The following is a 16,410-nucleotide window of genomic DNA, read 5'->3' as shown; positions in this document are numbered from 1 at the left end:
CGCGGTGCTGGACTCACTCGGAGTCGAACTCGACGGCAGGTTCACGAGATACCGAATTCCTTGCCGAGGAGGTCGAACATCTCCTCGTCCGTCGCGGAATCCAGTTCAATGTCACGGTCGGTGGCCGCGCCCCAGTGGGACAGCAGGCTCTTGATCTTCGCGGCGACCTCGGCACCGGCCACGTCGCTCGGGGACAGGTCGGACAACACCGCTTCGAGCCGGTTCAGCTCGTCGAGCACGGACGTCGTATCGTCCTCGGATTCGCCCTGGAGGAGTTGGGCCAGGACGTGGTCGGCGAGCGCCGCGGTGGTCGGATAGTCGAAGATGACCGACGCCGGGAACGGTACGCCGGTGACGGTGGCCAGCCGGTTCCGCAGCTCCACCGCGGTGAGCGAGTCGAAGCCGACCTCCTGGAAGGTCCGCGAGGGGTCGACGGAGGCGGGCTTCGCATGTCCCAGCACGGCCGCCACATGAGTACGGACCAGTTCCAGCACCGCCCGGTCGCGCTCGATCCGCGACATGCCCCGCAGCCGGGTGGCGAATTCCTCGACCGGTTCCATAGGAGGGGTGGCGATCGTGAGTAGTTCGCTCAGCAGCGGGCTCGGCCGTACGGCGGTGAACCGGGAGCCAAAGCTCGACCACTCCACATCCGCGATCATCATCGTGGTCTCGTCCGCGACCAGTGACTGCTGAAGCGCGGCGATCGCCAGATCCGGGGGCATCCCGGGGAGCTGTCGCTGAGCCGCCCCCATGCCGCTGTCGGCCCAGGCTCCCCAGGCCACAGACGTGGCCACCAGCCCCTCGGCCCGGCGCCGCTGGGCCAGTCCGTCCAGAACGGCGTTGGCCGCCGCATAGCTCCCCTGGCCCGCGTTGCCCAGCGTCCCCGCAGCCGACGAGAACAACACGAAGGCATCCAAATCCCGACCCCGCGTCAACTCATCCAGGTGCCGCGCCCCCGCGACCTTGACCCGCATCACCTCCCGGATCCGCTCCGGGGTCAGCGACTCCAACACACCGTCATCCAGCACACCCGCCGCATGAACCACCACGCGCAAATCCGCGATCCCCGCCACCAACGCCGCGGCCTCTCCTCGATCAGCCACGTCACACCCCACCACCGACACCACCGCACCCGATGCCTCCAACCCCGCCACCAACTCCGCGACGCCGGGTGCCTCGGCCCCTCGACGACTCGCCAGCACAATCCGCTCCACGCCGGCCCCCGCCAGCCAACGCGCCACATGACCGCCCAGTGCGCCCGTACCCCCGGTGACCAAAGCAGCCCCACGACCACGCCACTCGGCGGACGTGTCCGGCGCCGGTGCCACGCGGGTCAGCCGGGCACCCCACGCTCCAGCGGCACGGACCGCCACCTGGTCCTCCCCTGCCGCCCCGCTCAGAACTCGACACAGCCAAGCCCCGACACCCTCATCCGCCACCGGCGGCAGATCGATCAACCCACCCCAGCGATCGGGATGCTCCAAACCGATCACCCGGCCGAGCCCCCACAGTCCCGTCTGATCCGGATCCACCTCATCCCCGTCGGCCACCGAGACCGCACCCCGAGTAACACACCACAGCGGCGCAGTCGTACGAAGCGTCTGCAGCAAGAGGACGGTCTCCTCGACGGGCAGCAACGACACCACACCCGCCACGGCAGGGACGGTCTCCGGCGCGGCAGGGTCTGCGAGTTCCGCGACGTCTGCCACCGTCACCCTCCGCACCTCGGCCCCTGCCGCGCGCATCGCACCCATCAGGTCATCGGCGCCGCCGCCGGGCTCGACCACCAGCAGCCATGTGCCGGTGAGGACGGACTCTTCGGAGGCTCCCGGAATCGGCGCCCACCCGAGCCGATAGCGCCAGCCGTCGATGACCGATTGCTCCTGCCGCACCCTTCGCCATGCCGCCAGGGCGGGCAGAGCCGCGCTGAGCGACTGCTCGGCGTCGATACCGAACGAACCCAAATCCCCACGCTCGACCGCATCCCAGAACGCCGCATCCACCGCGCTGGTCACGGGCCGGGCCGAGGACGGCTCCAGCCAGAACCGCTCACGCTGGAACGCATACGTCGGCAAATCCACCTGCCGAGCACCCGGAAACACCGCCCGCCAATCCACCTCCACACCCCGGACGTATAGCCCGCCCAGAGCGGCCATCACGGTAAGGGGCTCCGGACGATCCGGACGCAGTACGGGCAGTCCGTCGCCACCGACCAGAGCGGTCAACGTGCCGTCCGGTCCCAGCTCCAGGAAGGTACCGACGCCCAACCCACGAAGCGTCTCCAGCCCGTCAGCAAAGCGCACGGTCTCCCGCACATGACGCACCCAATACTCCGGCGAGCACAACTCCTCACCCGCCACCACACCGGATACGTTCGACACCACCGGCACATTCGGGGCCCGGAACTCCACCCCCCGCAGCACCTCACCGAACTCCGCCAGCATCCCTTCCATACGCGACGAATGAAACGCATGACTCACCCGCAACCACCGCGTCCGCACCCCCCGCCCGATGAAAACCTCCTCGACGGCACGAACCGCCGCCTCATCACCGGACAACACCACCGACTCGGGACCGTTCACCGCCGCGACGGCCACGCCCTCGGTCAGCAGCGGCCGTACCTCATCCTCCGACGCCGCCACAGAAACCATCGCCCCACCCGACGGCAACGCCTGCATCAAGCGACCCCGAGCAGCCACCACCCGCGCCGCATCCTCCAACGACCACACACCCGCCACACACGCCGCCGCCAACTCACCGATGGAGTGGCCCAGCAGATAATCCGGCTTCACACCCCAGGACGACACCAACGCAAACAACGACACCTCAAGCGCGAACAAACCCGCCTGCGTATACGCCGTCGCCCCGATCAACTCCGCGTCATCACCCCACACCACCTCACCCAAAGGCCGGTCCAACCACCGATCCAGCTCCCCACACACCTCATCCCACGCCGCGGCAAACACCGGATACGCCTCATACAACCCACGCCCCATCCCCAACCGCTGCGACCCCTGACCCGCAAACACCACACCCAACCCACCACCGACCGGAACCCCCACAACCACCGGCCCCTCCAAAGCCCCCAGCAACCCCGCGCGATCCGCACCCACCACCACCGCACGATGCGACAACGCAGAACGAGCAGCCACCAACGACCACCCCACATCCGCGGAATCCAGATCCGGATTTCGCTCCGCGAAGGCCCGTAGCCGTACGGCCTGCGCTTGCAAACCCGCCTCGTCCCGGGCCGAGAACACCCAGGGAATCGCCGGGAGTTCAATTCGCTCCGGCCCGGGCTCAGCTTCGCCCGTCGTGTCGGGGGCCTGCTCCAGAATCACATGGGCGTTGGTACCGCTCGCCCCGAACGATGAGACTCCGGCGCGGCGGGGCCGCCCGGCCTCCGGCCACGCCATCTGTTCGCCCAGGAGCGCCACCGCGCCGGCGGACCAGTCCACATGGGGTGTCGGCTCGTCGATGTGCAGGCTCTGCGGCAGCACACCGTGGCGCATCGCCATCACCATCTTGATCACACCGGCCACACCCGCCGCCGCCTGCGTATGACCAATGTTCGACTTCAACGACCCCAACCACAGTGGCCGCTCCGGATCCCGATCCTGACCGTACGTGGCCAACAACGCCTGCGCCTCGATCGGATCACCCAGCGTCGTCCCCGTACCGTGCGCCTCCACCGCATCCACATCCACAGCCGACAAACGGGCATTCGCCAGCGCCTGCCGGATCACCCGCTGCTGCGACGGACCATTCGGCGCCGTCAAACCATTCGACGCACCATCCTGATTCACCGCCGAACCCCGCACCACCGCCAACACCCGATGCCCGTTGCGCTCAGCATCAGACAACCGCTCCACCAACAGCAGCCCCACACCCTCCGACCAGCCCGTCCCATCCGCGCCGGCGGCAAAGGACTTGCACCGGCCATCGGCGGCCAGCCCGCCCTGGCGTGTGAACTCCACAAAGACCTGCGGCGTCGCCAGCACGGTGACCCCGCCCGCGAGCGCCAGCGAGCACTCACCGCGCCGTAGCGACTCGCTTGCCAGATGCAGCGCCACCAGCGACGATGAACACGCCGTGTCCACCGTCAGGGCAGGCCCCTCCAGACCGAACGTATAGGCCAGCCGCCCGGACGCCACGCTGCCCGCGATGCCCGTGCCCCGATAGCCCTCGATGTCCTCCGGAACATCGGCGAGCCACGAGCCGTAGTCGTGGTACATCACACCCGTGAAGACCCCGGTCCGGCTGCCTTTGAGCGTGTCGGGGGCGATTCCGGCCCGCTCGAACACCTCCCAGGCCGCCTCCAGCAGCAGCCGCTGCTGCGGATCCATCGCCAGCGCCTCACGCGGCGAGATACCGAAGAACCCGGCGTCGAACTCAGCGGCGTCATAGAGGAATCCGCCGTCTCGGGCATACGAGGCACCGGCGCCGTCCTTGGCTCCGGCCAAGGTCGCCAGATCCCAACCCCGGTCCGTGGGCAGCGCGGAGACCGCGTCGGTGGCCGAGTCGACCAGGCGCCACAGATCCTCGGGGGACTCGACACCTCCGGGGAAGCGGCAGCTCATGCCCACGATCACAATCGGATCGTCGTCGACGGCCGGCAACGGCGCCATCGGGGCGGCAGCGGGCAGGGAGCCCCATACCTCGGCCAGTACGCGCTCGGCCAGCAGCCCGGGAGTGGGGTGATCGAAGACGGCGGTGGCGGGCAGCCGTACGCCGGTGGCCGCGCTGATCCGGTTGCGCAGTTCCACCGCGGTCAGCGAGTCGAAGCCGATCTCCTGGAAGGTCCTCGAGGTGTCGATGGAGTCCGCGGAGACGTGGCCGAGGACACCGGCCACGTGCTCCTGCACCAAGCCGACGACCCGGTGTTCCCTTTCGGCGTCTGTCGCCCCGGCGAGTTCGTGCCGCAGTCCGGCCGGAGTGCCTCCGGCCCCCACCGCCCTACGGACGGGGGCGGTGACCAGGCCGCTCAGGATCGACGGCAATGTGCCCGCGGCAGCCTGTTCCCGCAGCGCCGGCAGGTTCAGGGGCGTGGCCAGCACCATCGCCTCATCGGCGGCGAGCGCCGCGTCGAACAGATCCAGTCCTTGTTTGTTGCTGATGCTCGTCCCCACGGACCGGGAGATCCTCGACAGTTGGACCTCGGCCAGATCGGTGGTCAGTTCGCTGCGTTCCTCCCAGAACCCCCAAGCGATGGACACCCCCGGCAGCCCTCGCGCCCGCCGATGCGCGGCCAACGCATCCAAAAACCCATTCGCCGCCGCATAACTCCCCTGACCCGCATTCCCCAACACACCCGCCGCCGACGAGAACAACACAAACGCCGACAGATCCAACCCACACGTCACCTCATGCAAATACCAAGCCCCCAACGCCTTCGGCCCCAACACCCCAACCAACCGCTCCCCATCCAAAGAACCAACCACACCGTCATCCACCACACCCGCCGCATGCACCACCACCCGCAAACCCTCAATCGACCCCACCAAATCCACCACCGCACCCCGATCCCCCACATCACACGCCACCACCCGCACCCGCGCACCCAACCCCTCCAACTCCCCAACCAAACCCCCAACACCCGGCGCACCCCAACCCCGACGACTCACCAACACCACCTCACCCACCCCATACACCGACACCAAATGACGCGCCACCACACCACCCAACAACCCCGTACCACCCGTCACCAACGCCACACCACCACCCACACCCGAAACCACACCACCAGCCGCACCACCACCACCCACACCCACCAACCGCGGCACCCACACCCGACCCCCACGCACCGCAACCTCCGACTCCCCCAGCCCCACCACATCCGGAACCACACCCCCAACACCACCAACCCCAACCCCCTCCACACCCTCATCAACACCCACATCCACCAGCACAAACCGCCCCGGATGCTCCGACTGCGCCGACCGCACCAACCCCCACACCGCACCACCACCCACATCCTCCACACCCTCACCACCCACCGACACCGCACCCCGCGTCACCACCACCAACCGCGAACCCCCAAACCGCTCATCCCCCACCCACAACCGCAAAACCTCCAACACACCCACCACATCAACCCCCGACAACACCACACACCCCGGCACCACCCCACCCACAACAACCTCACCCCACTCCACAAACGACCCCACCCCACACACACCCACATCCACCCACTCCACCCGATACAACGCATCGCGGTTGCCGACCCGGGCGTCAGCGAGCTGTCCCTCCGGGGCGGGTCGGAGTACGAGGGAGTCCACCGACAGGACCGCCTCACCCGCCTCATCGGTCACGCTCAGCGACACCGCGTCCGGCCCGGTGGGCTTCAGCGCCATCCGGACAGCGCACGCGCCGACCGCGTGCAGCCTGACGCCGTTCCAGGAGAACGGGAGATACGCCCCGCCGTCGTCGGTGATCAGACCGCCCAGTCCGACGCCGTGCAGCCCGGCGTCGAGCAGAGCCGGATGTATCGCGCAGCGCGCCGCATCACCTCTCGCCTCCTCCGGTACCACCGCCTCGACGAAGAGCTCGTCTCCCCGCCGCCAGGCATCCCGCAGCCCCTGGAACACCGGCCCATACGCATACCCCCGCTCCGCCAACGCCCCATAAACCCCCTCCACCCCAACCCGCTCCGCACCCACCGGCGGCCACACCTCCACAACCGACACCTCACCACCCGCCACCCCCACCACACCCACCGCATGCCGAACCCACTCACCCTCCCGACACGAAAACACCGACACCGAACGGCGACCCCCCTCACCAGCACCACCCACCGAAACCTGAACCTCCACCTCACCCCGCTCCGGAAGCACCAACGGCCCCTCCAACGTCAACTCCTCAACCACCCCACACCCCAACCGCAACCCCGCCTGCAACACCAACTCCACAAACCCCGTCCCCGGGAACAGGACCACACCGGATACCGAGTGTTCGGCCAGCCACGGCTGACCGGCCAGCGAAAGCACACCGATGAGCAGAGCACCTCCGGAATCAGGCAAGGGCACCACCGCACCCACGAGGGGGTGGTCGACCTCGGCCGAGCCGGGTGTCGACCGGAGGGAAGCCGCCCAGAAGCGCCGACGCTGGAAGGCGTAGGTCGGCAGGTCGATGGCCTGCGCCTCCAGCCCGGCGAAGGCCGCCCGCCACTCCACCGCGACGCCCCGGACATGCAACCGGGCCAGCGCGGTGAGGAAGGAAACCAGGCCGCCGTCGTCGCGGCGCAGCGATCCGGTGGTGATGACCGGGGTGTCGGTGGCGTCGGCGGTGTCCTGGACGCCGATGGTCAGCACCGGATGCGGGCTCGCCTCGACAAACACCGTGTGACCCTGGCGGATGAGGGTCTCAACGGTGCCCTGGAACTCCACGGTCTCGCGCAGATTCCGGTACCAATACCCCGCATCCAGCTCCGCAGTGTCCATCAGCCGACCGGTCACCGTCGAATAAAACGGCACCCGCCCCTCGCGCGGCTCCACACCCGCCAGCGCCTCCGCCAGCTCCCCTTGGATCTCCTCCACCTGCACCGAATGCGAGGCGTAATCCACCGGAATCCGCTTGGCCTCCGGAAACTCCACCAACACCGCATCCAGCACCTCAACCGACCCGGACACCACCGTCGACGCCGGACCATTCACCGCCGCCACCGACAACCCCGGACGACCCCGCAACCGATCAGCCGCCACCGGGACGGACACCATCCCACCCCGACCCGACAGAGCCAGCAACGCCTTACTCCGCAAGGCAACCACCCGCGCCCCATCCCCCAACGACAAACCACCCGCCACACACGCCGCCGCAATCTCACCCTGCGAATGACCCACCACCGCCGACGGCACCACACCAAACGAACACCACAACTCCGCCAACGACACCATCACCGCCCACAACACCGGCTGCACCACATCCACCCGCCCCAGCGCCACCTCATCACCCAACACATCCCACAACGACCACTCAGCGAACGGAGCCAGCGCATCAGCACACTCACGCATCCGCCGCGCGAACACCGGCGAGGACTCCGCCAACTCCGACGCCATCCCGGCCCACTGCGACCCCTGACCCGGGAAGACGAACACCACGCCACGATCCGCCCCGACCGGGCCGGTGAGCTCCACCCCGTCCAACTCATATCGCAGTGCGGCAAGGTCCGTGCCCACGACGACGGTGCGATGTGGCAGCAGCGCACGCGTAGATGCCAACGACCAGCCCACGTCCACCGGGTCAAGCGCGGGATGGTCGTCGACGAAGGCCCGCAATTGCTCGATCTGCGCCCGCAGACCCGCCTCGCTCGCGCCCGAGAGCACCCAGGGCACCGCCACCGGCGCTACGCGATGCTGCCTGCTCTCGGCCGCCACTTCCGGTGCCTGCTCCAGGATGACGTGGGCATTGGTGCCACTCACGCCGAAGGCCGACACCCCGGCTCGACGCGGTCGACCTTCCTCCCGCCACTCGGCCGGCTCGGTGAGCAACTCCACCGCACCGGTGGACCAATCCACCTTCGGTGTCGGCTCATCCACATGCAGCGTTCGCGGCAACACCCCGTGCCGCAGCGCCATCACCATCTTGATCACACCGGCCACACCCGCCGCCGCCTGCGTATGACCGATATTCGACTTCAACGACCCCAACCACAGTGGCCGCTCCGGATCCCGATCCTGACCGTACGTGGCCAACAGGGCCTGCGCCTCGATCGGATCGCCCAGCGTCGTCCCCGTACCGTGTGCCTCGACCGCATCGACATCCGCCGCCGACAGACGGGCATTCGCCAACGCCTGCCGGATCACCCGCTGCTGCGACGGACCATTCGGCGCCGTCAACCCGTTCGACGCACCATCCTGATTCACCGCCGAACCCCGCACCACCGCCAACACCCGATGCCCGTTGCGCTCAGCATCGGACAACCGCTCCACGAGCAGCATGCCCACGCCCTCGCCCCACCCCGTGCCGTCCGCCGCCCCGGCGAACGCCTTGCACCGACCGTCCGGGGCCAGCCCGCGCTGGCGCGAGAACTCCACGAAAGTGCTGGGCGTCGCCATCACCGTCACGCCACCCGCGAGCGCCAGCGAACACTCGCCCCGCCGCAGCGCCTCGCTCGCCAGATGCAGCGCCACCAGCGAGGACGAACATGCCGTGTCCACGGTCAGGGCGGGGCCCTCCAGACCCAGCGCGTAGGCGATTCGACCGGACATCACGCTGGTCGCGGCGCCGGTCAGGGCATATCCCTCGTCCGATGCCGACGGATAGCCCTGGGCCCAGCCGCCGATGAAGACACCGGTCCTGCTGGATCGCAGGGAGGTCGGCGCCATCCTGGCGCGCTCGAAGACCTGCCACGCCGACTCCAGCAGCAGTCGCTGCTGGGGGTCCATCGCGAGCGCCTCGCGCGGGGAGATGCCGAAGAGTTCCGGGTCGAACTCCGCGGCGTCGTAGAGGAATCCGCCCGTACGCGCATAGCTGGTGCCGGGCCGGTCCGGATCCGGGTCGTACAGCGCGTCCGTGTCCCAGCCGCGGTCGTCGGGGAAGTCGCATAGCACTTCCCGGCCTTCGCTGACGACCCGCCACAAGTCCTCGGGGGTGTGAATGCCTCCCGGGAAGCGGCAGCTCATCGCGATGATGGCGATCGGCTCGTCGAAGGCCACCGAGCCGACGGGCACAGCCTCCTCGGCGGAGGGCACCGCGAGGGAGCCCGACGGGTCGCCGCCGAGCAGTTCCGAGCACAGCAGGTCGGCAACGGCCCGGCAGCTCGGATGGTCGAACAACAAGGTGGCCGGGAGACGCAGTCCCGTACTCGTGTTCAGCCGGGTCCGCAGCTCGACCGCCGTCAGCGAGTCGAAGCCCAGTTGCCGGAAGGGCACCGTCGGGTCGATGGCCGCCGGGTCGCGATGGCCCAGGAGTTCGGCCGCATGCTCCCGTACCAGATCCACCAGCATCCGGTCCTGATCGGCCGCTGGCACCCCGGCCAGTCGCCTCCGCAATCCGGTGAGGTCGCCTGCCACCGCCGGGGCGCCGGAGCTCTTTCGCAGCTGTGGCAGTTCGCTGAGCAGGGGGCTGGGCCGACCGGCCATGAAGGCCGGGCCGAAGGTCTCCCAATCGACGTCCGCGATGACCGGGCAGGGCTCGTCCGATCCGACGACGTGGCGCAGCGCGGCGACGGCCGAGTCCGGCGGCATCGGGCGCAGGCCGATGCGGCTCAGCCGCTCCTCGTCCTCGGGCGCGAGGCTGCCGCCCCAGGTGCCCCATCCGATCGAGGTGGCCGGTAGGCCGCGTGCTCGGCGCCGCTGTGCCAAACCGTCGAGCAGGGCATTCGCCGCCGCGTAACCGGCCTGGCCGGCGCCGCCCCAGACCGCCGCTGCCGAAGAGAAGAGGACGAACGCCTCCAGCGACGCGTGGTCGAGCAGCTCGTCCAGGTGCAGGGCGCCGGTGACCTTGGCGTCGAAGACGGCGGCGTACTCGTCGAGATCCGCGTCGATCGCACCGCCGAACCGCACGGTTCCCGCGAGATGGACCACGGCGGTGAGGCCCGGCACCGACGCCAGCACCTCGGCGAGAGCGGCCCGGTCGGTCACATCGCAGGCCATGATGGTCACTCGTACGCCGAGCGCGGTCAGTTCGTCTTCCAGCGCAGCCGCCCCCGGGGCCTGCGGGCCGCGACGGCCGAGCAGCACCAGGTGCTCCGCGCCGGCCTGTGCCAGCCACCGTGCCACCTGTGCGCCGAGCGCACCGGTGCCTCCGGTGATCAGAACCGTGCCGTGCGGGCGCCATGCGTCGGCCGGTCCGGTCGTGGCCGCCGATTCCAGCCGTCGGCCCAGGGCCGCCGAGGACCGCACCGCGATCTGGTCCTCGCCGCCCGCCTCGGCGAGCACGGCGACGAACCTCCGCGCCACCCGTGCGTCCCACTGCGTGGGCAGGTCGATCAGGCCGCCCCAGTGCCCGGATCGCTCCAGCCCGGCCACCCGTCCGAATCCCCATATCGCCGCCTGCGCGGGGCTGGGTTCCGGATCCCCCGGCAGGGCCGCGACGGCCGACCGGGTCACACACCACAGCGGCGCCTCGACCTCGACGGCGGAGAGCGCACACAGCAGCTCGACAGTGTGCGCCATCCCCCGGGACAGGGCCCGATGGGTCGGATGCGGACGCTCGTCGAGGGCCAGGAACGAGACGACACCGGAGATGTCATCGGCTCCCACCACATCCGTCAGCAGCCCGGTCAGGCTCTGACGCTCCGCGTCGTACGGCACCTGGAGAGTACGGACCCGCGCGCCACCCCGCTCGGCCAGCGCCCGGGCACCGGCCATGGCCCACTCGTCTCCTTCGGGGACCACCGCCAGCCATGTGCCCGGCAGGGCCGGGGTGTCCATCCCGGGCAGTGGCTTCCAGGCGATCCGGTATCGCCACGCGGCCGCGGCGGACTCGGCAGTGTCCGCCCCAAGCCAGAACCGTTCCCGTTGGAAGGCGTACGTCGGCAGCTCGACGGGCGAGACACCGGCGAAGAGCGGTCGCCAGTCGACCCGGACACCGCGCACGTGGGCCTCGGCCAGGTGGCTCAGGAAACGCTGGATCGTGCCGTCGTCGCGGCGCAGCGATCCGGTGGTGATGACCGGGGTGTCGGTGGCGTCGGCGGTGTCCTGGACGCCGATGGTCAGCACCGGATGCGGGCTCGCCTCGACGAACACCGTGTGACCCTGGCGGATGAGGGTCTCAACCGTGCCCTGGAACTCCACGGTCTCGCGCAGATTCCGGTACCAATACCCCGCATCCAGCTCCGCGGTGTCCATCAGCCGCCCGGTCACCGTCGAATAAAACGGCACCCGCCCCTCGCGCGGCTCCACACCCGCCAGCGCCTCCGCCAGCTCTTCCCGGATCTCCTCCACCTGCACCGAATGCGAGGCGTAATCCACCGGAATCCGCTTGGCCTCCGGAAACTCCACCAACACCGCATCCAGCACCTCAACCGACCCGGACACCACCGTCGACGCCGGACCATTCACCGCCGCCACCGACAACCCCGGACGATCCCGCAACCGATCAGCCGCCACCGGGACGGACACCATCCCACCCCGACCCGACAGAGCCAGCAACGCCTTACTCCGCAAGGCCACCACCCGCGCCCCATCCTCCAACGACAAACCACCCGCCACACACGCCGCCGCAATCTCACCCTGCGAATGACCCACCACCGCCGACGGCACCACACCAAACGAACACCACAACTCCGCCAACGACACCATCACCGCCCACAACACCGGCTGCACCACATCCACCCGCCCCAGCGCCACCTCATCACCCAACACATCCCACAACGACCACTCCACCAACGGAGCCAACGCATCCGCACACTCACGCATCCGCCGCGCGAACACCGGCGAGGAATCCATCAACTCCGACGCCATCCCGACCCACTGCGACCCCTGACCCGGGAAGACGAACACCACGTCTCCGGCTGCTCCGGTGCCCCGTACCACTCCGGGCGCGGGCATCCCATCGGCCACCGCGTCCAGACCGCCCAGCAACTCGTCGTAGTCAGCCCCCACGACCACCGCCCGGTGCGACAACGTCGTACGTGTCGATGCCAGCGACCATCCCACCTCTGCCGGGGTGGGACGGGGACCGCGCGCCAGGAAGGCACGGAGCCGCTCGGCCTGCGCCCGTAGCCCCGCCTCGCCCTGACCCGACAACACCCAGGCGACCGTCGCGGCTTCGGGGCCACCTTCCCCCATGGAATCGGTCGGCTGGGCCGTCTCCGGGGCTTGCTCCAGGATGACGTGCGCGTTGGTGCCGCTCACTCCGAACGACGAGACGCCCGCTCGGCGCAGGCCACCGGTCGTGGGCCACGGCATTGCCTCGGTGAGCAGTTCGACCCGGCCGCCGGACCAGTCGACGTGTGGCGACGGCGCATCCACATGCAGCGTTCGCGGCAGCACGCCGTGGCGCAACGCCATCACCATCTTGATCACACCGGCCACACCCGCCGCCGCCTGCGTATGACCGATATTCGACTTCACCGAGCCCAGCAGCAGCGGCCGATGCGGTTCCCGGTCCTGACCGTAGGTGGCCAGCAATGCCTGGGCCTCGATGGGATCGCCCAGCGTCGTCCCCGTACCGTGCGCCTCCACGGCGTCCACATCCGACGCCACAAGCCCCGCACCGGCCAGTGCTTGGCGGATCACCCGCTGCTGCGACGGACCATTCGGCGCCGTCAACCCATTCGACGCACCATCCTGATTCACCGCCGAACCCCGCACCACCGCCAACACCCGATGACCAAGACGCTCAGCGTCCGACAGCCGCTCGACCACCAGCATTCCGACGCCTTCGGCCCATCCTGTGCCGTCCGCCGCCGCCGCGAACGCCTTGCACCGACCGTCCGCGGCCAGCCCCCGCTGACGGGAGAACTCCACGAACATCGCCGGTGTGGCCATCACCGTCACTCCGCCCGCCAAGGCCAGCGAGCACTCGCCCGCCCTCAGCGACTGCGCTGCCAGATGCAATGCCACCAGCGACGATGAGCATGCCGTGTCCACGGTGACCGCCGGACCTTCGAGGCCCAGGGTGTAGGACACCCGGCCCGAGGCCACGCTCGCCGCGGTGCCGGTCAGCCGATAGCCCTCGGCCGCTTCTCCGGCATCCGCCGCGTAGCCGGCCGACGAGGCTCCGATGAACACACCTGTGCCACTGCCCTTGAGGTGCCCCGCGGGAATTCCCGCCTGTTCCAACGCCTCCCACGCCGTCTCCAGCAGCAGCCGCTGCTGCGGGTCCATCGCCGCGGCCTCGCGCGGGGAGATGCCGAAGAACCCCGCGTCGAACTCGGCGGCGTCGTACAGGAATCCGCCGTCGCGTGCGTACGAGGTACCGGGGTGGTCGGGGTCGGGATGGTAGAGGCCATCGAGATCCCAGCCCCGGTCGGACGGAAAGCCGGAGATGGCGTCTTCGCCATCGGCCACCATCCGCCAGAGATCCTCCGGCGAGTGCACCCGGCCGGGGAACCGGCAGCCCATGCCCACGATCACCACCGGATCACCGCTGTCGGGCGTCGGTTCCGTCGCGTGCACAGTCCGCTCGTCCACCCCGCCGCGGAGCCTGCGGCGCAGATGCTCGGCGAGTGCGGCGGGTGTCGGATAGTCGAACAACAAGGTGCTGGGCAGAGGGAGGGCGGTCGCCTCGCCGAGTCGTTCGCACAGCTCGACGGCGGTGATCGAGTCGAACCCCAGTTGCTTGAAGGTGCGCTCGGCGCCGATGGCCGCCACCGACTCGTATCCGAGCACGACGGCCGCGTGCGCCCGGACCATGCCGAGCACCTCGCCACCGCTCCGGACCGGGTCCGAACCCGCAGGTCCGGAAGTGTCTTCAGGCCCGGAGGCGACCCCAGACCCGGAAGTGTCCTCAGGCCCAGGGACAACCGCAGGTCCGGAGGTGATCGCAGGTGCGGGCCTGGCCCCGCCCTCGGGGCCGGACGCGGAAAACCAATACGACCGCCGCTGGAAGGCGTACGTGGGCAGCGGAATCCGCCGTCCACCGGACACCAGCGGGTCCCAAACCACCTCGGCGCCCGAGACATATAGCTCGGCCAACGCGGTGACCAGGGCCAGTGGCTCGGGCCGGTCGCGGCGGAGCGTGCCCACCAGCGTCCCGGGCCTGGTCAGGCAGTCGCGGGCCAGGGTGGTGAGCGCCCTGTCCGGGCCCAGCTCCACGATGGTGGTGACGCCTTCGCCTTCCAGCGCGCGAATGCCGTCCAGGAAACGTACGGTCCGGCGGACATGCCGTACCCAGTACTCCGGGGAACACAGCTCTTCCGCCGTGGCACGGCTGCCGGTCACATTCGATATGAGGGGTATCCGCGGCGGCCGGTACGTGAGGCCCTCGGCGATGTGCCGAAGCTCGTCGAGGACGGGGTCCAGATGCGGCGAATGGAAGGCGTGGCTGGTCCGGAGCCGCTTCGTTCTGCGTCCGCGGTGGGTCCACTCCGCCGCGAGGTCGACGACGGCGCGCTCATCCCCCGAGATCACCGTGGCGGTCGGCCCGTTGACCGCGGCCACGCAGATCCGGGCGCTGTCGTCCGATGCCTCGCCCGTCATGAGGGTCCGGCTGGCCTCGTCCTCGGTCGCTTCGAGCAGGACCATGGCGCCCGGTTCCGTCACGGCCTGCATCAGCCGGCCGCGGGCGGCGACGAAGGCGGCGGCGTCCGCCAGCGACAGCACACCGGCGACATGGGCGGCGCTCACTTCGCCGAGGGAGTGGCCGATCAGCACGTCCGGTACGAGCCCGAAGTCCTCCAGCAGCCGGAAGAGTGCCACCTCCACGGCGAAGAGTCCGGCCTGGGCGTACAGCGTCTGGTCGAGCAGCTGGGCGTCGTCGCCGTGGATGACGTCCCGAAGGGGACGGTCGAGGTGTGCGTCCAGCGCCGTGCACACGGCGTCGAGAGCTTCGGCGAACACGGGGAAGGCGGCGCTGAGTTCGCGCCCCATGCCGAGCCGCTGGGACCCCTGGCCGGCGAAGGCGAAGGCGAGCCTGCCCGCCCTCGCCGTGCCGGTCACCAGGCCGGGAGCCGTGCCGCCTCCGGCGAGCGTGTCCAGGCCGGGTGCCGCGTCGGTGGCCTCCCCGGCGATGAGCACCGCGCGGTGTTCGAAGGTGGTTCGGGTGGTGGCGAGGGAGAAGGCGAGGTCGGTGAGGTTCGGCAACCGCTCCGCATACGGCCGTAGCCGTACCGCCTGGTCCCGCAGCGCGTCCGCGGTCGACGCCGACAGCGTGAGCGGGACCGGGAGGGAGACAGGGGCAGGGACCGGAAGCGGGCTCGGGAGGACCCCGGGCTCCGGGTGTGCGGAGGCGCGGGAGGGGGCCTCGGCGGGTGGTTCGGCAACCACCACATGGCAGTTGGTGCCGCCCATCCCGAACGAGCTGACGCCGGCGATCAGGCGGTGGTCCGCCTTCGGCCACGCCCCCGGTGCCAGACGCATTTCCAGGTTGAGCTCGTCCAGGGGGATGCGGGGATTCGGCGTGCGGTGATGGAGACTGGCGGGCAGCTGACGGTGGTGGATGGCCAGTGCCGTCTTCAGCAGTCCGGCGATACCGGCGGCGGCTTCGAGGTGGCCGATGTTGGTTTTCACCGAACCCAGTTGCACCGGCCCCGTCCCGGTCCGGCCGAAGACGGCACCCAGGGCAGCCGCCTCGACCGGGTCGCCGAGCGCCGTTCCGGTGCCGTGCAGTTCCACGTACTGCACGGCGCCGGGTGAGACCGCGGCCCGCCGCTGGGCCAGCCGGAGCACCTCTTGCTGACCACGGGGGTCGGGGGCGGTGAGCGACGTACCGCCGCCGTCGTTGTTGACCGCGCTGCCCTCGATCACGCAGTAGACGGTGTCGCCGTCGGCGAGGGCGCCGGACAGCGGTTTCAGGACGACGATG

1 protein-coding gene and 1 pseudogene are annotated in these 16,410 nt (G+C 69.7%); both read right to left on the bottom strand.

The window, feature by feature from the left end; genetic code table 11:
* Nucleotides 1-41: 41 nt before the first annotated feature.
* The gene (locus BLV72_RS51690) at nucleotides 42-14,633 is read right to left on the bottom strand and encodes a type I polyketide synthase (protein ID WP_483153946.1); all 14,592 of its coding nucleotides are present in this window, start codon (nucleotides 14,631-14,633) and stop codon (nucleotides 42-44) included.
* Nucleotides 14,613-16,352 (bottom strand): annotated as a pseudogene (locus tag BLV72_RS52295) (type I polyketide synthase); the annotation flags it as partial. The gene BLV72_RS51690 and the pseudogene BLV72_RS52295, both read right to left, overlap by 21 nt.
* Between the last annotated feature and the right edge of the window lie 58 nt (nucleotides 16,353-16,410).

It is taken from the genome of Streptomyces melanosporofaciens, from assembly GCF_900105695.1.
Taxonomy (GTDB): domain Bacteria; phylum Actinomycetota; class Actinomycetes; order Streptomycetales; family Streptomycetaceae; genus Streptomyces; species Streptomyces antimycoticus.
Note: the sequence above shows the minus strand (reverse complement) of the source record. Positions and strands in the feature narration are given on the sequence as shown.